The 19,765-nt window shown below is 71.4% G+C and carries 14 protein-coding genes; 3 read left to right on the top strand and 11 right to left on the bottom strand.

Annotated features, from left to right (window positions below):
* Nucleotides 1–53 precede the first annotated feature (53 nt).
* A complete protein-coding gene (locus ACZ6AA_RS03290) occupies nt 54–608 on the top strand; it encodes a peroxiredoxin (RefSeq protein ID WP_030358042.1) in 555 nt (184 codons plus the stop codon).
* Between the two features lie 15 nt (nt 609–623).
* Nucleotides 624–1,157 (top strand): alkyl hydroperoxide reductase, encoded by a 534-nt coding sequence (locus tag ACZ6AA_RS03285; RefSeq protein ID WP_468451322.1) that lies wholly within the window; start codon nt 624–626, stop codon nt 1,155–1,157.
* 638 nt (nt 1,158–1,795) lie between these two features.
* Here the strand turns inward: ACZ6AA_RS03285 and ACZ6AA_RS03280 are convergent.
* The 4 genes from ACZ6AA_RS03280 to ACZ6AA_RS03265 form a co-directional block, all read right to left on the bottom strand.
* Nucleotides 1,796–3,400 (bottom strand): AI-2E family transporter, encoded by a 1,605-nt coding sequence (locus ACZ6AA_RS03280; protein ID WP_471456010.1) that lies wholly within the window; start codon nt 3,398–3,400, stop codon nt 1,796–1,798.
* Between the two features lie 178 nt (nt 3,401–3,578).
* Complete coding sequence (locus ACZ6AA_RS03275) at nt 3,579–4,316, bottom strand: aggregation-promoting factor C-terminal-like domain-containing protein (protein ID WP_468451318.1); 738 nt, start codon at nt 4,314–4,316, stop codon at nt 3,579–3,581.
* Between the two features lie 451 nt (nt 4,317–4,767).
* Nucleotides 4,768–6,090 (bottom strand): PhoH family protein, encoded by a 1,323-nt coding sequence (locus tag ACZ6AA_RS03270; RefSeq protein ID WP_468451316.1) that lies wholly within the window; start codon nt 6,088–6,090, stop codon nt 4,768–4,770.
* A 297-nt stretch (nt 6,091–6,387) separates the two neighbouring features.
* Nucleotides 6,388–7,149: an isoprenyl transferase gene (locus ACZ6AA_RS03265; RefSeq protein WP_468451732.1), complete on the bottom strand. Its 762-nt coding sequence runs from the start codon at nt 7,147–7,149 to the stop codon at nt 6,388–6,390.
* A 164-nt stretch (nt 7,150–7,313) separates the two neighbouring features.
* On the opposite strand from ACZ6AA_RS03265, the gene mgrA reads away from it, so the two are divergent.
* Entirely contained in the window at nt 7,314–8,351 is a 1,038-nt protein-coding gene (mgrA, locus tag ACZ6AA_RS03260) for an L-glyceraldehyde 3-phosphate reductase (RefSeq protein WP_468451314.1), read from the top strand.
* A gap of 584 nt (nt 8,352–8,935) precedes the next feature.
* On the opposite strand, the gene ACZ6AA_RS03255 is transcribed toward mgrA, so the two are convergent.
* The 7 genes from ACZ6AA_RS03255 to ACZ6AA_RS03225 all read right to left on the bottom strand — a co-directional run bounded on the left by ACZ6AA_RS03255 (nt 8,936) and on the right by ACZ6AA_RS03225 (nt 19,723).
* Nucleotides 8,936–9,307, bottom strand: a complete 372-nt coding sequence (locus ACZ6AA_RS03255; protein WP_471456007.1) for a winged helix-turn-helix transcriptional regulator — start codon at nt 9,305–9,307, stop codon at nt 8,936–8,938.
* Nucleotides 9,308–9,488: 181 nt separating this feature from the next.
* A complete protein-coding gene (locus ACZ6AA_RS03250) occupies nt 9,489–10,271 on the bottom strand; it encodes a class I SAM-dependent methyltransferase (RefSeq protein WP_471456005.1) in 783 nt (260 codons plus the stop codon).
* 34 nt (nt 10,272–10,305) lie between these two features.
* On the bottom strand, nt 10,306–11,721 hold the full coding sequence (locus tag ACZ6AA_RS03245; protein WP_471456003.1) for a DUF6177 family protein: 1,416 nt from the start codon (nt 11,719–11,721) through the stop codon (nt 10,306–10,308).
* Nucleotides 11,718–15,794, bottom strand: a complete 4,077-nt coding sequence (eccCb, locus tag ACZ6AA_RS03240; protein WP_471456001.1) for a type VII secretion protein EccCb — start codon at nt 15,792–15,794, stop codon at nt 11,718–11,720. The genes ACZ6AA_RS03245 and eccCb overlap by 4 nt, the downstream gene beginning before the upstream one ends.
* A 106-nt stretch (nt 15,795–15,900) precedes the next feature.
* Nucleotides 15,901–17,076, bottom strand: coding sequence for a hypothetical protein (locus ACZ6AA_RS03235; protein ID WP_471455999.1), 1,176 nt, complete (start codon nt 17,074–17,076; stop codon nt 15,901–15,903).
* A 14-nt stretch (nt 17,077–17,090) separates the two neighbouring features.
* Nucleotides 17,091–18,440: a type VII secretion integral membrane protein EccD gene (gene eccD / locus ACZ6AA_RS03230; protein ID WP_471455997.1), complete on the bottom strand. Its 1,350-nt coding sequence runs from the start codon at nt 18,438–18,440 to the stop codon at nt 17,091–17,093.
* Nucleotides 18,441–18,796: 356 nt separating this feature from the next.
* Nucleotides 18,797–19,723 (bottom strand): hypothetical protein, encoded by a 927-nt coding sequence (locus tag ACZ6AA_RS03225; RefSeq protein WP_471455995.1) that lies wholly within the window; start codon nt 19,721–19,723, stop codon nt 18,797–18,799.
* Nucleotides 19,724–19,765 lie beyond the last annotated feature (42 nt).

The raw sequence follows: 19,765 nt of genomic DNA, 5'->3' as shown, positions 1-19,765 counted from the left end.
CAGTCCAACCCCCTGGAGCCCCTTACCGGGCTCCTACGCTGCAAGGAGAGCGCGTGCTCACTGTCGGTGACAAGTTCCCCGAGTTCGACCTGACTGCCTGTGTCTCGCTGGAGGCGGGCAAGGAGTTCGAGCAGATCAACCACAAGACCTACGAAGGCAAGTGGAAGATCGTCTTCGCGTGGCCCAAGGACTTCACCTTCGTGTGCCCGACCGAGATCGCCGCCTTCGGCAAGCTGAACGACGAGTTCGCCGACCGTGACGCCCAGGTCCTCGGCTTCTCCGGCGACTCCGAGTTCGTGCACCACGCCTGGCGCAAGGACCACCCGGACCTGACCGACCTGCCCTTCCCGATGCTGGCCGACTCCAAGCACGAGCTCATGCGCGACCTCGGCATCGAGGGCGAGGACGGCTTCGCGCAGCGCGCCGTCTTCATCGTGGACCAGAACAACGAGATCCAGTTCACGATGGTGACCGCCGGTTCCGTCGGCCGTAACCCCAAGGAGGTCCTGCGGGTCCTCGACGCCCTCCAGACGGACGAGCTCTGCCCGTGCAACTGGAGCAAGGGCGACGAGACCCTGGACCCGGTCGCGCTGCTCTCCGGCGAGTGACGGAGCGCTGATCTCATGGCTCTCGACGAACTCAAGTCCGCCGTACCGGACTACGCCAAGGACCTGCGCCTGAACCTGGGCTCGGTCATCGGCAACAGCGACCTGCCGCAGCAGCAGCTCTGGGGCACCGTGCTCGCCTGCGCGATCGCCTCGCGCTCGCCGCGCGTGCTGCGTGAGCTGGAGCCCGAGGCGAAGGCGAACCTCTCCCCCGAGGCGTACACCGCCGCCAAGTCGGCTGCCGCCGTCATGGCGATGAACAACGTCTTCTACCGCACGCGGCACCTGCTCTCCGACCCGGAGTACGGCACGCTGCGCGCCGGTCTGCGGATGAACGTCATCGGCAACCCGGGCGTGGAGAAGGTCGACTTCGAGCTCTGGTCCCTCGCGGTGTCCGCGATCAACGGCTGTGGGCAGTGCCTCGACTCGCACGAGCAGGTGCTCCGCAAGGCCGGCGTCGACCGCGAGACCATCCAGGAAGCCGTCAAGATCGCCGCCGTCCTCCAGGCGGTCGGCGTCACCCTGGACTCCGAGACCCACCTGGCCGGCTGACCCGCCACCACCTCCCGTACACACACGTAGGGCCCCGCTCACATCGAGCGGGGCCCTACGCGTCCCTCACCCCCAACCGGCGCCCCACACCTCGTCCTCAATCGCCGGACAGGCTTTCCCCCACCCACCCACCCTTCTCGCCCTCCGGGCGGGGGGTGGGTGGGGCGTCATTACCGGGCGGGGGTGGGTGGGAAGCGGTTAGCCCTCCGGGCCGGGGGGTGGGCAATGGTTCGCCCTCCGGGCGGGGGCCTGGGCGGGCGGCGGTTGGCCCTCCGGGCGAGAGGGGCGACGAGTGGGTTTCGCTCTGCGAGCGGGGACTGTTCTCCGACGGGCACCACCAGCCCGTCCGGCGCTTGAGGACGAGGCGCGGAGCGCCGATCGGCGGAGGCCCGTCCCACCCGCACGGGACACCCAGTAAACCCGGGCCGTCCGGCGATGCGCCCTCCGGGCGAGTTGGGGTGGGCGGGCGGGGAAATCAGCCCGTCCGGCGCTTGAGGACGAGCGCGCAGCGCGATCGGCGGAGGCCCGTCCCACCCGCACGGGACCACCGCCCGCACACACAGGGCACCCCGCCCCGCACAAGGCACCCGACCCCACACAAGGCCCCCGGCCCCGCACAAGGCCCCCGGCCCGACCGCTCAAGCGTCCGGTTTCGTGGGGGTGGGGGCCAGTTCGGAGGCTGTGGCGCCACGGGGCTGGGGGGCCTGCTTGAGCGCGGCCTCGCGAGCGTACGCACGGAGGTAGCCGACGACCGTATTCGTCACAGCGACCAACGGCACCGCCACCACAGCCCCACCGATCCCGGCGACCATCCCCCCGGCGGCCACGGAGAGCACCACGGCCAGCGGATGCACGGCCACAGCACGCCCCAGGATGAACGGCTGCAGAATGTGGCCCTCGATCTGCTGCACGGCGAGCACCACGATCAGCGCCATCACCGCCGTGAACACGCCCTGCGTGACAAGCGCGACGACCACGGCGAGCGCCCCGGACACCACAGCGCCCACGAGCGGGATGAACGCGAACAGGAAGATGAAGACGGCCAGCGGCACGGCCATGGGCACGCCGAGGAAGTAGATGCCGACGCCGATGAACACGGCGTCGATGAGAGCCACTATCACCGTGCCCCGCACATACGCGGTGAGCGTCCGCCACGCCCGCGGCCCCGCGCCCGCGACCCCCGGCCGGGCAGCGGCGGGCACCAGCTTCAGGAACCACTTCCAGATGCGCGGCCCGTCGTACAGCAGGAAGAGCGTGGAGAACATGGCGAGGAGGATCCCGGTCATCGCCTCGACGATGACGGTGACGCCCTCGAGCCCGGCGGAGGTGATCTCCTCGGAGTTGGCCCCGACCGCCTCGCGCAGGGACTTGGCGATGTCGTTGATCTGGTCCTCGGTGACATGGAAGGGGCTGTTGAGCAGCCACTTCCGCAAGTCCTCGATGCCGTCCTGGACTTGGCTGGAGAGCGTGTCCACGTTCTCCATGACCTGCCAGACCACGAACCAGCCGACGAGCCCCATGACCACGAAGCCGAGCACGGCGGTGCACACGGTGGCGAGCCCCCGCGGCAGCCCGAGCCGCTTGAGGCGGGCCACGGTGGGCTGGAGCAGCGCGGTGATGAGCAGCGCGGCGACGAACGCGAACACGACGAGCTGGACGGCGCTGATGACCTTCATCAGGACCCAGACGGTCCCGGCGAGGACGAGCAGCCGCCAGCCGGCCTCGGCGGCGACCCGCACGCCCCAGGGCACGGCGGCGACGGGGTCGGGCCGCGCCCCTATGTCGGGCGCGTAGGCGGGCGGCGCGGGGACCTGCTCGGCGGAGCCGGACCCGCCCGCGCCGGTCTCACCCGACGTGTCGTCGTCGGACAGCCCGTCGAGGCGGTCCAGCTCGTCCTCGGCGGCAGCGGCGGCCCGCACCCGGTCCGCGTACCGCTTGCGCAGCGACAGCTTCCCGTGGGCGCCGTCGGCGGTGACACCGTTGGCCGGTGCGCTGCCGGAGGCGCGCACGGCGGCGGCACCCGCGCCGGAGGCGGAGTCGGCACCCGCGCCGGAGGAAGAACCGACACCCGCGGCCACGCCGACCGGCGTCGCGTCGGCCGGTACGTCCCGCGCCCCGGCGCCGGACTCATCCGCCGCCGCGCCCGCGCCCGCCGCCGACTGCTCCTTGGAGCCGCCCAGGCGTTCTCCCATCCTGGTCAGCGCGCCGCCCACGCGGCCGCGCCACCCTGGAACTCGCGCCATGATCCGTCCTCTACCCCCGTCTTGCCCCACCACGTACCAAGTCCCCCGGGTTTCTCTCGGGGGACTGCCGGACCGACCGTACACGGGCGGGACCCCTCACCGTAGGACGGTGAGGGGTCCCTGAAGGTTGAGAGCGATCTCGGCGCTGTTCACTGCTGGTCAGCGCCGGTCGCACACCTCAGTACCAGTTGTTGTTCTGCCAGAAGTCCCAGGCACCGCACGGGCTGCCGTAGCGGTCGTTCATGTAGTTGAGGCCCCACTTGATCTGGGTGGCCGGGTTGGTGCGCCAGTCGGCTCCCGCGGAGGACATCTTGGAGCCGGGGAGCGCCTGGACCAGGCCGTACGCGCCGGAGGAGGCGTTGGTGGCCTTGTAGTTCCAGGTCGACTCGTGGTTCACGATGTTGCTGAAGCACTGGAACTGACCGGCCGGGACCATCTGCCGGGCCATCGCCTGGACCTGCGCGACGGAGTAGGAGCCCTGCGGCGCGAAGCTGGAGGCGTCGCGTCCGGAGGAGCGGCTCGCCTTGGACTCGGCGGCCTTCTCACGCTCCTTCTTCTCCGCGGCCTTCTTCGCGGCGGCTTCCTTCTCGGCCTTCTCCGCCTTCTCGGCCGCCTGCTGCTTGGCCACGGCGTCCTTGGCGGCCTGCTTGCGCGCGGCTTCGGCGGCGGACTTCTTCGCGGCCGTGTCGGCGGCCATCGCCTGGGCGTCGGCCTGCTGCGCCACGGAGGTGGTCTGCACCTGGGCGTGCTGACCCGCGGGTATGTCTGCGAGGAGAGTCGCGTCGCTTGCCGTCGTCTCGAGGTCGTTGGACTTCGAGGACTGGGTGTCGCCCGAGGCGACTCCCACGACGGCGCCGACGGTGGTGACCGCAGTGGCCGAAGCCACCGCGAATCCCCGGACCGAGATCCGGCTCACACGGTTTCCTTCCAGCATCGCCCGCATAGGTGACCCCGCGGACGCAATCGTGCCCCTGGCGCTGGCCTCCGCTGGGTACATCGGTCACGGGAGGCGCGGGCCCGGTGGACAACTCCTGGGACAGGAGCGCCGCTTGGTGCTCGGGCGGCATACGGCTACCACTATGAAGTTCTGTTGTTCCGTACCGCTGGGGGTACAGGAGTGCCGTATGCGGGGCCTGACAGGACCCAGACTCTGCCGTAGCGAGACGCCGCGAGGCAATTCCGCGTTGCGTGTGAAAGCTCACACCCCGTTTGCCCCAGGAGTTTTGCGGAAACACCCGCACATCAAGACGCCGCCCGGCTAGGCTCACTCGCTTCGCCGGGCGGCGCCAACTACCCCATAGGGGAACCGAACTTGGACAGATGCCCCAGATCCAGCGGACCTCTCGGTCCGCATGCGTCAGGCGGTGTCAGATCTGAACATCCTCCAGCATTTCGGTCACAAGTGCCGCGATCTGCGACCTCTCGGACCGGGTGAGGGTGACATGCGCGAAGAGCGGATGCCCCTTCAGTTTCTCGATGACGGCCACGACTCCGTCGTACCGGCCGACCCGGAGGTTGTCGCGCTGGGCGACGTCATGGGTCAGTACGACACGTGAATTCGCCCCGATCCTGGACAGAACGGTCAAGAGGACGTTCCGCTCCAGGGATTGGGCCTCGTCCACGATGACGAAGGCGTCGTGCAGCGAGCGGCCCCGGATGTGGGTCAGCGGCAGCACCTCCAGCATGCCGCGCGCCGAGACCTCCTCGATGACCTCCTTGCCCGCGACGGACCCGAGGGTGTCGAAGACGGCCTGCGCCCAGGGCCCCATCTTCTCGGCCTCGGTGCCCGGCAGATAGCCGAGCTCCTGCCCGCCCACCGCGTACAGCGGCCGGAACACCATCACCTTCTGGTGCTGGCGGCGCTCCAGGACGGCCTCCAGGCCCGCGCAGAGGGCGAGCGCCGACTTGCCGGTGCCCGCGCGGCCGCCCATCGACATGATGCCGATGTCCTGATCGAGCAGGAGGTCGAGCGCGATGCGCTGCTCCGCGCTGCGGCCCTTGATGCCGAAGGCCTCGCGATCGCCGCGTACGAGACGGACGTTGCCCTCGGGCGAGACCCGGCCGAGTGCCTTGCCCCGCTCGGACTGGATGGTCAGGCCCGTGTGCACGGGCAGGTCGGCGGCCTCGGGGACGTACAGGCTCTCCGTCTCGAAGAGAAGGTCGACCTGCTCCCCCGAGAGGGTCAGCTCGGACATCCCGGTCCAGCCGGAGGCGTCCGTGATGGCGAGCTCCGCGCGGTACTCCTCGGCGAGGAGGCCGACGGACGATGCCTTGATTCTGAGCGGCAGGTCCTTGGAGACGACCGTGACCTCGTACCCCTCCGCCTGGAGGTTGCGTGCCACCGCGAGGATCCGTGAGTCGTTGTCGCCCAGGCGGTAGCCCGCCGGGAGCACGCCGGGGTCGGAGTGGTTGAGCTCGACGCGCAGCGTGCCGCCCAGGTCGCCGATCGGGATCGGCGCGTCCAGGCGCCCGAAGCGGATCCGGCAGTCGTCGAGCAGGCGCAGCGCCTGCCGGGCGAAGTAGCCGAGCTCGGGATGGTGCCGCTTGGCCTCCAGCTCCGTCACGACGACGATCGGCAGCACTACTTCGTGCTCGTCGAAGCGGGACAGGGCGTTCGGGTCGGCGAGCAGAACGCTGGTGTCAAGAACATAGGTGCGCCGGCCTTGCTGGCGCTTTGTGCTGGTCACCACGGAAGGACGTACCCCCTCGGATGAGGTCGGGGAGCGACGGAGGGAACTGGGCCGGTGACTGGCCACCCTGCGCGGGCCGAGCACCGGCCCTCCCTGTCGTCCGCGCTCGGCGCGCGGTCGTCCTGGTGCAAAGGGCCTCCCGGGCGGACGGCCCCGTGCCGTCCGCTGAGATCCGGCGTCCGTGAATCGGACGCCGACCTGCAAGTGGTATTCCCTCGAACAAGCGCAGCCATGCCATGGCATATGACGGCGCGTTGGTTAACTCCTGGTTACCGAGACCTCATCGGGGTGCTTGCGTCATCCGCCGTAACGACGGTGGCGCGCGGCGTAATCGCGCAGCGCACGCAGGAAGTCGACCTTCCGGAACGCCGGCCAGAAGACTTCGCAGAAGTAGTACTCGGAGTGAGCGGACTGCCAGAGCATGAAGCCCGACAGACGCTGTTCTCCACTCGTCCGGATCACCAGATCGGGGTCGGGCTGGCCGCTCGTGTAGAGGTGCTTGGAGATCTGTTCGACGTCGACGCTCTCGGCGATGTCCTCGATGGAGGTGCCGCGCTCGGCGTGGTCGAGCAGCAGGGAGCGGACGGCGTCGGCGATCTCCTGGCGGCCGCCGTAGCCCACGGCGACGTTGACGAGTATTCCGCTTCGGGTGTGGGTGGCCTGCTCGGCCTCCTTCAGGACGCCCTGGGTGCGGGCCGGGAGCAGGTCGAGGGCGCCGACGTGGTGCACGCGCCAGCGGCCGTCGTCGACGAGGCTCCGGACGGTGTCCTCGATGATGCCGAGGAGCGGGCCCAGCTCCTCCTCGGGGCGGTCGAAGTTGTCCGTGGAGAGCATCCACAGCGTGACGACCTCGACGTCCGTCTCGGCGCACCAGCCGAGGAACTCCTCGATCTTGTACGCGCCCGCCTGGTGGCCCTGGGCGGTGGTGCCGCCGGAGGCCTTCGCCCAGCGGCGGTTGCCGTCGAGGATGACGCCGATGTGCTTGGGCACCTGGTCGTGGTCGAGGCGGCCTTCCACCCGGCGTGCGTAGAGTCCGTACACCAGGTCGCGCAGCTTCACCTTTGTCAGCCCCTCCATACAGACGGCAGTCCCCGAAGGCGAAAGCGTACCGCTGCGCGGACGCCTCCCGATCCGGGGTGCGGCCCGCCTTCCGTTTCCGGCCCGGGCCTTGTGAGTACACGCATGCGGGCCACGTCCCGGTTCCCTGAAGTAGCTTCGTCCTCATGAACGACACCTCCGAATACCGCGCGGCAGCGGACCGTTACGACTCCATGGAGTACCGGCGCAGCGGTCGCAGCGGCCTGAAGCTGCCCGCCGTCTCCCTCGGCCTCTGGCACAACTTCGGCGACGACCGCGCCCTGGACTCCCAGCGCGCGATCCTGCGCCGCGCCTTCGACCTGGGCGTCACCCACTTCGACCTGGCGAACAACTACGGCCCGCCGCCCGGCAGCGCGGAGCTGAACTTCGGCAAGCTCTTCGCCCAGGACTTCGCCCCCTACCGGGACGAGCTGATCGTCTCGACCAAGGCGGGCTACCTCATGAACCCCGGCCCGTACGGCGAGTGGGGTTCCCGCAAGTACCTGCTGTCCTCGCTCGACGCCTCGCTGGAGCGCATGGGCCTCGACTACGTCGACATCTTCTACTCGCACCGCTTCGACCCGGACACCCCGCTGGAAGAGACGATGGGCGCGCTGGCCTCGGCCGTCCAGCAGGGCAAGGCGCTGTACGTCGGTGTCTCCTCGTACAACAGCGAGCAGACCGCGGAGGCGGCGCGGCTGCTGCGCGAGATGGGCGTACGTCCCCTCATCCACCAGCCGTCGTACTCGATGATCAACCGCTGGACCGAGGACGACGGGCTGCTCGACACCCTGGAGGCGGCCGGCATGGGCTGCATCTCCTTCGTGCCGCTCGCCCAGGGCCTGCTCACGAACAAGTACCTGAAGGGCATCCCCGAGGGCTCCCGCGCCACCCAGGGCAAGTCCCTGGACCCGGAGCTGCTCAACGACGAGGTCGTACGCCGCCTCAATGGCCTGAACGACATCGCCTCCCGGCGCGGCCAGTCGCTCGCGCAACTGGCGCTGAACTGGGTCCTGCGCGACGAGCGCATGACGTCCGCGCTCATCGGGGCCTCCAGCGTGAAGCAGCTGGAGGAGAACGTGGCGGCGCTCTCGGGCCCGAAGCTGACGGATGCGGAGCTCGCGGAGATCGACACGTTCGCGGTGTCCACGCCGGGGACGAACATCTGGGCCGGCCGGGGCTGAGGCCCGGGCCCGCCCCTACGGGGCACGCTTCCCTCGGCGCTCCTACGAGGCACGCTTGCCCCGGCGCCGGGAGGCGTGGCGCGGGCACAAAAAACGGGCCGGTCCGTGGGGGGGGAGACGGACCGGCCCGAGGGGGGGTTTCCACCATAACCCTTCGTAAGTGGTTCGGGGTGCATCGGCGTGCCACAACTACGCTCCGAAATCGCCCGACAACTGGCTGAGCCTGTTCTCCCACCGGATTTCGGCCCTCCCGGCGGGATCCGGTCGCCGGGCGCGGGTACTCCCGAAGGGTGACGCGGGCGAGGGGCGCGGGCTTGACGGCGGCGGGGCGGGGGCCGGGGCGACGGCGGAGCCGGGTGGCCGGAGGCCCGGAAGGAACCGGGGAGAAGCCGGGGAGAAGCCGGGCTTCGAGGAGTGCGCGGTGCCGCGCAGCCCCCTCCACTGCGCGGCACCGCTCGCGCAGCTTTGCTCACGCGAATTAGCGTTGGTCTGAACTTACGGTAGGGGCGGGGCGGAATCGAGCCAGTTCACATAACGATGCGGAATCAACTGGCGGGGCGCTGCCGGGACGTTGCCGATTTGCCCTAATTTGCAACACTCTCACCGCCGGTCTTCTCGGCGTGCCGCTCCACCAGCCGCTCCATGTGCTGGTCGCCCCAGGCGCCGAGGGGCGCGAGGGCCGTGTTCAGGGTCTGGCCCAGCTCGGTGAGGGAGTACTCGACCTTGGGCGGCACCTCGCGGTAGACCTCGCGGTGCACGATGCCGTCGGCCTCCATCTCGCGGAGCTGCTGGATCAGCATCTTCTCGCTGACGCCGGGCACGTGCCGCCGCAGCTCACCGAAGCGGAGCGTCCGGCCCGCGTACAGCGCCCACAGGATCAGGGGCTTCCACTTGCCGCCGACGACATCGACGGCCGCGTCCAGGCCGCAGAGGTACGGTCCCTTGCGATGCGCCATGCCAACTCCTCGTCCACGTAACGGCTCCGCCGAGTCACTTACTGAAGCGACAGTACCGCCGAACGGGTGACTGCTGCTGGACCGCGTCGGGACGACTGCCGCTGACTGCCGCCGAGCCGCTGGCTACCGCCGACTGCCGCCGACTGCCGCCGAGCCGCTGACTATCGCCGGATACCGCCGACTATCGCTTGACCGCGTCGAACAGATGACGGGTGCTGTGGGCGACGAAGGGCCCCTCCTCGCGGATCCGCTCGTGCAGTTCGCGCAGGCGCGGCCGGTAGGCCTCGACGGTGAACCCGGGCACCATCCACACGACCTTGCGCAGGAAGTGGACGACGGCCCCGATGTCGTGGAACTCCATCCGCAACCGCTCGGCGCGCAGCGTGCCGACGTCGAGCCCGGCGGCCTCGGCCTCCCGCCGCTCCCCCTCCGGGTCCCGCGCGCCCCTGACCTCCGCGGGCTGCTCCCCCAGGAAGTACTCCACCAGCTCGAACACGCTGCTCGGCCCCACGTGCTGGGCGAAGTACGTCCCGCCGGGCCGCAGCACGCGAGCGATCTCGTCGAAGTGCGGGGTCACCGGGTGCCGGCTGGTGACGAGGTCGAACACCCCGTCCGCGAACGGCAGCGGCGCGTCCTCGGGCGAGGCCACGACCACCACACCGCGCGGGTGCAGCAGCGCGGCGGCCTTGGCGACGTTGGGCGGCCACCCCTCCGTGGCGACGGCGAGCGGGGGCAGCGCGGGCACGGCGGCGAGGACCTCCCCACCACCGGTCTGAATATCGAGCGCGGCCCCGACCCGCCCGAGCCGCTCCCCCATGGCCCGCGCATACCCCCACGACGGCCGCGCCTCGGTGGCCCGCCCCTCGAACCAGGAGAAGTCCCAGCCTTCGGTGGGCGCGGATTCGGCTTCGGCAACGAGCTGGTCGAAGGTGGGCGGTGCGGGTGATGCGGGCGATGCGGGCATGGGGGTGATCGTAGGCACGGGGGTGCCGGGCGGGCTATGTGTTTCTGAGGTGTCGGGTGAGCGCGTCGAGGTCGGTCCAGGCGTCCGGGCTCGTGCCGTCGCTCAGGCGGTAGTGCAGGGCCGGGGCAGTGGTGGGGCCGAGCGGGGTGGGGTGTCGGGGCAGGGGTGGGCGGCGGGCGTGGTCGAGGCCGACGGCTTGTACGTCCGTGGGGCCCAGCGTGAGCGAGACGGGGATGGGCGGGCCTTCGAGGCGGGCCGGGACCGTGAGGTCGTGGCGGGCCCGGCGCAGGGTGGTGAGCACGGCGCTCAGGCCGGGCTCGGCCGCGAGGGCTTCGGCCAGCGTCTCCAGGGCGTCCAGGGGCGGGGGCTCGTCGGCCGTGTATCCGAGCGTGAGCGCGGCCTCCTCCGCGACTCCGGACTTCGTGCGGGTCACCCGGAGGCTCCCGATCGCGGGGCGGTCTGGATGGCCGACGGCCAGGAGGTGGCTCGGGGCCGGGGCTCGGTCGCGGGCCAGTGCGGTCAGCCGGCGGGGCGACCAGGGCAGGTTGACGGGTTCGGCGGTGCCCCAGCCCGCCGGGGCCGCGCCGGTGAGGTGGTGCCAGGCGGTTTCGAGGGCGCGGCCGAGGACGAGGTCGGCGTCGGGGGTGTGGTGGGAGCGCACGGAGACGGTGAGCTGCTGTTCGGACGGTTGCTCGGGCGGCGTGAAGCCCTTGGCCGCCACGGTCTCGCCGTCGTTGTCGAGAGCAGGAGTGAAGGTGCCGTCCCGCCACCGCAGTACGGCGCCGGACAGGCCGTCGTAGTAGCCGCCTTCGGGAGCCTGCACCACCCATCGGTTCGGCGGGCCGGTCAGGGCGGTGCGCAGGGACAGGCTCAGGCGGGAGTGGGACGGGGTGACGATGTGCAGTGCTCTGCCCGAGTCCGCCGTGGCACGCAGGACTTCGGAGAGCCAGGCCGTCAGGGCGACGACCGGGCGGTCGGCGAGGACGACGGCGGTGGAGTCGGTGAGGACGTCGACGGCGGGCAGGGCGCCGTCGGGCTCGGGAACGGCCTCCTCGCCGGTCGGGCCGTCGGGCACGTGGACGACACCGACGGTCGCGGCCTCCGGCGGCCACGTGGTGCCGCCGAGCAGCAGCGTGAGGCGGCCGCAGAACGATCCGGCGAGGTCTACCGCCTCGGCGACGGCGGTGGACGCGCGGACCTCCGTCCACCAGTACGGCACGTCGGGCGCCGCGACGTGGGAGCCGAGCAGACGCTGGGCCTCCCCGGGCGTCTGGACGAGGACGGGTGCCTCGACGGAGACCAGGGGCCGACCGTCCCGCGTACGCAACTGGACGACGGCCCCGTCGGCCAGGGAGTGGACGCCGAGGTCGGGCCCGCCCGCGTGCAGACCGGCCAGCAGGGCCATGGCGTCGGGCATCGTGGGCGTGAGGGCGATGACGTCCTTGGTCACAGGTGCTTCGTCGCTTCCGGTTCGTCGTCAGGGGCTTCGGTCTCGTGGGCGAGGGCCGTCTGGATCAGCCGGTGGGGGTGCCCGCGGCGGACGAGGGTGCCTCGGCCGGGGGGTTGCGAGGAGGCGTACAGGCCGGGGAAGAGCTGTCCCTCGGCGCGGTCGCCGCTCATGAGGAGGGTGGTGGTGCCGGTCTCGCGGAGGGTGGTGAGGAACGGCTCGTACAGGGCGCGGGCGGATCCCGCTGTGCGGCGGGCGACAACGAAGTGCAGGCCGATGTCCTGGGCGGAGGAGATGTAGGGCAGGAAGGCGGCCAGGGGCTGCTGGCCCGCGGTGGTGAGGATGTCGTAGTCGTCGACGAGGATGACGATGCGCGGGCCGGTGAAGGCGGGTTCGAGGCCGGTCGCGTCGGGGTCGGCGGTCTCCGGGAGGCGTTTGTCGAGCTCGCCCGCGATGCCGGTGGCGAGGGCCGCGGCGAGCTTGGCGTTGTGGGCGTAGCCGCCGCGGTAGGGCTCGGGGACGACGCCGCGCAGGCCGCGGCGCGGGTCGAAGACGGCGAAGACGAGTGCGTCGTCGCCGTGGCGGGCGATGAGCTGGTCGGCGATCAGGGTCAGCAGGTTGGTCTTGCCGCACTCGTTGTCGCCGAGGATCAGCAGGTGCTGGTCCTGGCCGAACAGGTCGAGCAGCACCGGGCCGAGGGTGTCCTGGTCGACGCCGAGCGGCACCCGGTGCGGTTCGGCGTGGGCGGAGGGCAGGCCGGTGGCGGGCAGCCGGGTCGGCAGGACGCGTACGGGTGGGGCGAGTTCGCCGTGCCAGGTGGCGGCGATGGTGCGCGCCGCGTCGTCGAGGGCGGCGCCCAGGTCTTCGGCGTTCGGCAGGCCGTCGGTACGCGGCAGCGCGGTCTGCGCGAAGAGCTTTCCGTCGGTGAGGACGCGTCCCGGGGTGCCCGCGGTGAACGTCTCGGCGAGCTTGCGGTCGACCGTGGAGTCGGACGGGTCGTTCAGGCGCAGCTCGACCCGCGTGCCGAACATGGACTGGGTGGCGATGCGCACGTCGTTCCAGCGCAGCATTCCGGCGACGACGTGGATGCCGTAGCCGCCGCCGCGCTTGAGGAGTTCGGCGATGCGGTCGTCCAGCTCGTCGAACTCCTCGCGCAGCGCGCCGAAGCCGTCGACGAGCAGCACGATGTCGGTGGAGCCGAGCTCGGGAAGCCCGCCCTTGGCGCGTATGCGGCGCAGCTGGTCGAGGGAGTCGATGCCGTGCTCGCGGAACAGTTCCTCGCGCAGGGCCAGTTGGGCTCCCACCTCGGCGACGGTGCGGGCGGCGCGCTCGGGGTCGGCGCGGGTGGCGATGCCGCCCACGTGGGGCAGCCCGGCCAGCGCGGTGAGCCCGCCGCCCACCAGGTCCAGGCCGTAGACGGCGACTTCGGCGGGCGTGTGGGTCAGAGCCAGGGAGAGGGCGAGGGTGCGCAGCAGGGTGGTCTTGCCCGACTGAGGGCCTCCGATGACCGCCGCATGGCCGCCCGCGACGTTCAGGTCGAGCAGCCACTGCCCTTGCCACTGCCGGGCCGGGTCGTCGAGCACACCGAGGGGAACGCGCAGGTGGCCATCACCGCGGGACAGCCGCAGGCCATGCTCGGAGACGTGGAGGGGGCCCGCCACCGCGTCCAGGGTGACGGCGTCGGGCAGCGGCGGCAGCCAGATACGACGGACCGGGGCGGCGGCGACGGCGAGTTGGCCGACCATCGTGGACATCACGGTCGGCCCGGTCTCGCGCTCACGTGCAGCGGTCTCCTCCGACGGTCCGTCCGCGCCCCGTGCGGGTGCGTTGAACGCCGGGTACGTCCAGGCCCGCGGCGCCTCGTCCGCGGGCTCGCCCGCCGTGGGGCCGTGATGGGCCCCGGAGACGTACCCCGCCTTGAAGCGCGTGTACGTGGACGTGTCCACCTTCAGATAGCCGAAGCCGGGCAGTGGTGGCAGCTCGAAGGCATCGACCCGGTCAAGCACTGTCCTGGATTCGTCGGCGGAGAACGTGCGAAGCCCGAGCCGGTAGGACAGATACGTCTCCAGACCCTTCAGCTTGCCGCTCTCGATGCGCTGGCTGGACAGCAGCAGATGTACGCCGATGGACCGGCCGATGCGGCCGATGGACAGGAACAGGTCGATGAAGTCCGGCTTGGTGGTGATGAGTTCGCCGAACTCGTCGATGACGACGAACAGGTGCGGCAGTGGCTCGAGACCCCGGCCCGGCTCCTTCGCCCGCAGGGCGGCGTAGTGCCCGATGTCGGCGATGTTCCCGGCGTCCTTCAGGACCTGCTGGCGGCGCTTGATCTCGCCCGCGAGGCTGGTGTGGACGCGCTCGACGAGGTCGGCCTGGTTCTCCAGGTTCGTGATGACACCGGCCACATGCGGCAGGCCCGTGAACGGGGCGAACGTCGCGCCGCCCTTGTAGTCGACGAGGACCATCGCGAGGTCCTCGGGCGAGTGCGTGGCGGTGAGCGCCAGGACGAGGGTCCGCAGCAGCTCGCTCTTGCCCGAGCCGGTCGCGCCCACGCACAGCCCGTGCGGGCCCATGCCCAGCTCGGCGGACTCCTTCAGGTCGAGCAACACCGGCTCGTGCCGGTCGTCGAGCCCGATCGGCACGCGCAGGAAGTCCCGCTCGGTGCGCGGCGCCCACAGCCGGTCCAGGTCCACCGCGGCCGGGTCGTCGATGCCGAGCAGCGCGGGGAAGTCGACGGGGCCGGACACCGGGGTGCCCTCGGCGGCGGACTCGGCGGACAGGCGCAGCGATGCCAGCATGCGGGCGAGTCCTTCGGCGCCGGCGAGGCTGAGGTCGTCAGCGAGGCCGTGGGCGACGGCGGGCTGCCCGGTGGTCGGCTGCGCGCCGCCCGGCTGGGCGCCGCCCGCCCCCGGCGCACGCAGATCCTCGACGACGACCTGATCGCCCTCGACGGTGATCCGCACGCTCACCTCGTCCGGCTCGTGGATCTGCCGCTCGAGGAGGTGCAGCACGGTCACGCCCATGTCGGCGAGCCCGACCGCCGTGTCCGGGCGGGGCAGTTCCGCGGCGGTCCCGCCGTGGGTGTCACTGACCACGAGGAGCCGATCGGTGAGCCGCAGCGCGTTCCTGCCGGACAGGCCGCGCCGCACCTCGGCCGCGTACGAGGAGCGGCGGCGCAGGTCGGCGCCGCACAGCCGAGCGAGCTGCGCCACGTCCGGTGCGATGCGCCGGGCGGCGACCGGCCCGTCGTACGCCTCCGGGTCGGCCGTCGCGTCCTGCACGTGCGGCAGCCACTTCGCCCACTCCCACTCCGCGAGGCACTCCCCCGGCACGCCGAGCGCGATCGCCAGATCGTCCGGCGCGTGCGTCACGGCGGCCTGGACCAGCAGGGCACGGGCGACGCGTAGCACCCCCTCGCGGTCGCCGACGACACTTACGTTCCCCGCCCGGTCGAGCGGCACGGCCAGCGGGAAGTCCGGCGCGACGGCGAACCGCGCCTGCAGGGCGCGTGCCTCGTTGAGCATGAACGGGTCCGGCGGCGTGAGCACCCCGCTGCCGCCGTGCTGCCCGATCACCACTTCCTGTACGGGTACGTCGCCACAGCCCACCCGCACGGCGAGGAAGTCCGCGTCGGCGCGGCGCCGCTCCCACAGCCGGGCCGGGTCCCATACGAGGTCGTAGAGCGCCTGCGGCGGCGGGTTCAGCAGCCGCGCCCGCTGCCGCAACTCCCTCTCCCCGGCGCCGAGTTCGTCGCGCTGCTCCTCCACGTACTCCAGATACCGCTCCCGCTGCGTACGCCGGGTGCGCTGCGCCTTGCCGCGCTGCGACCAGAACAGGGCGACACCGCCGAGCAGCGCGAAGACCAGCACGATGGCCCCGAGGGCGGCGAACTGGCTGTTGCGGATGACGGTCATCATCACGACGGAGCCCATGACACCGGCCATCGGCAGCAGCGCGGTCGCGGCGTTGCCCATCTTGCCCTCGGGGAGGTTCGGGGGCGGTTCGATGGTGCGTTGGGCGGTGGCGGACGGGGGGCGGGTGGAGCGGGCCGGGCGGTGTACGAGGCGGTGGGTCATCGCGTCCTCATGTGTGTGGTGTCGGCCTCGGTCACCTGGACGGCCTCTACTGCCTGGGCGGTGGTCGCCTCGCCGGTGGTCGTCCCGGCGGTGGTGGTCGTGCCGCTCATCGCACGCGTACCGCGCGCCGCATCGCCTCGGCGGCGAGTTGGACGGCGGCGTCGCGAGCGGCCTGGCCGAGCTGGGGACCGCGGATGGGGCCGCCCTGGGCGAGATGGCGGTCGTACGGGACGGGCACCACGGCCACGCCGGTCTCCCGCAGGTGTGCGGCGGCGGTCTTCAGGTCGAGGGTCATGTCGGGCGAGTTGGCGGTGAGAGCGACGACGGTGGTAGCGAGGGCGGAGTGCGGCAGCTGGGCCAGCCAGTCCAGGACCAGCCGGGTGCCGTGCACGCCCTCCACGGTCATGGGGGCGACCACGACGCGGGCGTGGGCGGTGTCCATGGCGGTGCGGGCCACCTCGCCGGGCAGCGTCTCGCAGTCGACGACGGTCACCGCGAAGTAGCGGCGCAGGGCGAGGGTCACGGTGCGGTACGTGGGTACGTCGAGGGGGGCGCCGACGCGGCCCTGGCTGGCGGGCAGCAGCCAGCCGCCGTCCGGCACGGGCACCAAGTAGCCGGTGATGTCCGTCAGCTGCATGGCCGGCGTCAGGATCCGCGCGAGGTCCGCGCAGGACCAGCGCACCGAATCGGCGCCGAGCCGCACCGGCAGGGTGCCGAGCGCGGCATCGGCCTCCAGAGCGAGGACCGGGTCGTGCCGGTAGTGCTGGAACGTCCGGCTCAGCAGCGCCGAGACGGTGGTCTTGCCGACGCCGCCCCGGATCGACGTCACCGCGACGACCCGGCCGGTGGTGACCGGCTGCTGCACCTCGCGGGCCATCCGGCTCTCCTCCGCCACGTCCTGCGAAGCGGAGCTGACGAGCTTGCGCAGGGAGCGGCTGGTGCGCCGGGGCAGGGAGTCGCCGTGCTGGGGGCGCCCCAGGGCGAGGGCCAGGCGGGGGTCGGCTGTGGGGATGGATTCGGGGGTGGGGGGCGCTCCGCGTCGGGGGGCGGGGCTGCTTGGGGGCGCGGGAGCCGTGGGTCCGGGTGTGGTCGGCGCACTCGCGGTGGTGACGGCGGCGGGTGCGGGCATGTCAGGCGCGGGCGTAACCGTGGTGGGTGCGGGCGTCGGCGCAACGGCGGGCGCGGACGTCGGGGTCGACCTCCCGCCGCCACCGGTAGCCGCACCCGCACCCGCACCCAGCTCCCGCAGCAAATCCCGCTGCCAGTCCCTCGCCTCAGCCATGTCGTCCCGGACTCTCACGCGAAGGTGTCGAGCAGTCGCCCGTACACACCGAACACCCCGAGCGCCAGCGGAATCAGGGCGATGACGCCCAGCGACTCCAGCGCGTCCCCGACCCGGCGCAGCCGCACCCGCACATGCTCGGCGGGCCGCACGGCGAGTACGAGGAGCGGGGCCAGCGCGAGCACGACGAGCAGCGTCAACGGCCCGCCCGCGGCCCCGGACTCGCCGAGCCACACCCACGCGAGCCGCCCCACGACGGCCGCCGCGGCCGCGAGCAGGGCGACCACCTCGACGATGAGCGGAAACGCCCGTGCGCGCAGGGCAAGAACCAGGGCGACCGCCCCCGCGAGGAGCACCGACCACACGGACACGTCACGCAGGGCGAGCACTCCGGCAGCCCCCGCGGACACGGCGAACGCCACCGTGGCGAGCGCGAGCCCGCGGTGGGTGGCGGCAAGGGCGCTCCCCACGTCGTACCGACTGACGGAGGCCCCGCCCGACCGCCGGTCGTCGAGCCCGGAGAGCCCCGAGGCCATCAGGGCGAGCCGCGGCAGCACGCCGAGGGCGACGACCGACACCACGGCGAGCACGGCGCCCACGCGGTCGACGTGCCCACCGCCCTGAATCCCGAGTACGCCCTCCCACACCACGGCGCACCCGGCGACCGCGCCACCGCCGACGAGCCCACCACGCCCCAACGGCGTGAACCACCCGAGCAGCAACAGCGCAACAACCAGCACGCAGACGACACTCGCCAACAGCGCGCCCCCGGACCAGCCGCTCGCGCCCCCCAGCGTCCAAGCCCCAAAAGGCCCGAGCGCACCCGCGGCCCCGATGAGCGTGGCAGCAAGACCGCGCCGCCGCGCCCGCCCGAGCAGCGCACCGCACACGGCGGCCACCGCACTGACCCCGAGCAGCCCGGCCCCCACCCGGGAGTCGTCGAACTCCCCCCGGGCCAGCACCGCGGCTACGAGAGCCCACGCCCCCACAGCAACACCGCACACCACACGCCGGGAACCCGCGCCCCACCGCCAGGCCCGCACATCCAGATCACCGGCGGCCTCATCGGTGACGTCATGCACGACGGGCGCGGAGGGCGCGTCCTCGGCGCGCACGAGCCGCAACACGGCCCCATCGGCGACACCGGCCGACTCCAAGGTGCTGTCCTGCGCCAGCGCGGACCCATCAGCAGCCACGAGATACCGCAACTCGGGCCGAACTCCCGCCCGATCGTCAAGCAGCCGCATCACCTCGGGCAGCAACAGCCCGACCGGCTCCTGAGAAGGCAGTACGAGATCGACTCGCCGCCGCTCCCCCACCAAGGTCACCCGGCTCAACGCCACTCGCCCCTGGCTACGGCTCATTGCCCCCGCAGATATCACAAGTTCGAACCTATCACCGAGAAGAAGCGGACACAGAGGGCGTTTTAGACACACCACTCGAAGGCGAAACCGAGGAACCGGAACCGGGCACGGAGGAAACTCCCCCGGGCTTGTCCTTCATCACCCGATGCGAAACGAATGACCACCCCACACACCCCGCACACAACACAGCCCCGATCACAATCCCCCCGACCAACTTCCCCAACCGCTCGTCCCAACCCCGCCGCTGCCGCTCCCCACCGAACACAACGGCATCACGCAGCCGCCGCCGCCGAACGGCCACTGATTCCAACAACTGACTGTCATAGTCCTGAGCCGCCACAGGTACCCATTCGTCACTAGATGCCGCGGGAAGAACAGTCCTCGCGCCCGGATAGTTCCTGCAGATCCTCCAGCGATTCGGCTACTCCCTGGGATCCCGGAACGATCATCCCAGACGTCGATTCGTCGGCTTCCGACGCCAGCAAGCGCAGCGCGTAAGACGGAGCCGCACCCCGCGCTTTAGCATCGCTCAACCGCTCCAGCCAACGCACACCGGCTTCGACCGAAATGTCGCCAGCAGGGGTGTACGGCTCGTACCCAGCAGCGCTGTCGCCGTCGGCCACCCACAAGTAGCCGATGGTTCTGCCTTCCATCGCAATCTCCACAAAGCTGACGGGCAATTCGGTGTCCGTCGCGAACTGCGGCGCCTCCGAGGGCAGTCGAGCCTGAAGCGCTTCAGCCCTTCGGGGAACTTCAAACATGTACCAGGAATCCAGCAGGTCCGGATCCTCGTCCGGGAGGTCTTCGAACCCGGTCGCCGACGGCACTCCGTATGAGGTGGCATCCCCAGGGATGACCTCAGCTCCCAAGAACCTGGCGATCCCAGCCAGAGCAGCCGCCAGCAGAGGGGCATTCTCCCTCTGAACATCAGGGTGCTTTCGCCCTCGCAGGTCATGGGTCATCCACACATCGGAGTAGGCGTGCAGCGCCACGGTCCCCGCCCCGCTGGGCCAGGCGTCGACCGAGATCAGGAAGAGCTTCTGGACCTGGACACTCTCACCTCCCCGCAGGCAGACACCCGGGACGGAAAGGTCGATCGTCACAAGCCCCGCACTCTGCTTCTGGGCTACAGACCTCAACGTCAGGAGCAGATCCGATTCGGCGGCCTCGGTCCCGGCCGCCACCCGCACATCCCGCTTGATGAACACGACGGCGTCATCGACGCCATCCTGCACACTGATGTCCGCCCGAGCGTCCCCCCGGGCGAGACCGACATCGGTCATGGCGCCCCACACTCCGAGGAGGTCCCGGACACTGCGACCGGC

The organism is Streptomyces sp. NPDC040610 (assembly GCF_055594065.1).
This window is presented reverse-complemented; position numbering and strand designations above follow the sequence as displayed.

Coding starts and splice junctions, on each gene's coding strand:
- ACZ6AA_RS03250 (WP_471456005.1), bottom strand. CDS start 10,271: ATGCCCGCATCGCCCGCATCACCCGCACCGCCCACCTTCGACCAGCTC.
- ACZ6AA_RS03285 (WP_468451322.1), top strand. CDS start 624: ATGGCTCTCGACGAACTCAAGTCCGCCGTACCGGACTACGCCAAGGAC.
- ACZ6AA_RS03235 (WP_471455999.1), bottom strand. CDS start 17,076: ATGGCTGAGGCGAGGGACTGGCAGCGGGATTTGCTGCGGGAGCTGGGT.
- ACZ6AA_RS03225 (WP_471455995.1), bottom strand. CDS start 19,723: ATGACCGATGTCGGTCTCGCCCGGGGGGACGCTCGGGCGGACATCAGT.
- ACZ6AA_RS03255 (WP_471456007.1), bottom strand. CDS start 9,307: ATGGCGCATCGCAAGGGACCGTACCTCTGCGGCCTGGACGCGGCCGTC.
- ACZ6AA_RS03280 (WP_471456010.1), bottom strand. CDS start 3,400: ATGGCGCGAGTTCCAGGGTGGCGCGGCCGCGTGGGCGGCGCGCTGACC.
- mgrA (WP_468451314.1), top strand. CDS start 7,314: ATGAACGACACCTCCGAATACCGCGCGGCAGCGGACCGTTACGACTCC.
- eccCb (WP_471456001.1), bottom strand. CDS start 15,794: ATGACCCACCGCCTCGTACACCGCCCGGCCCGCTCCACCCGCCCCCCG.
- eccD (WP_471455997.1), bottom strand. CDS start 18,440: ATGAGCCGTAGCCAGGGGCGAGTGGCGTTGAGCCGGGTGACCTTGGTG.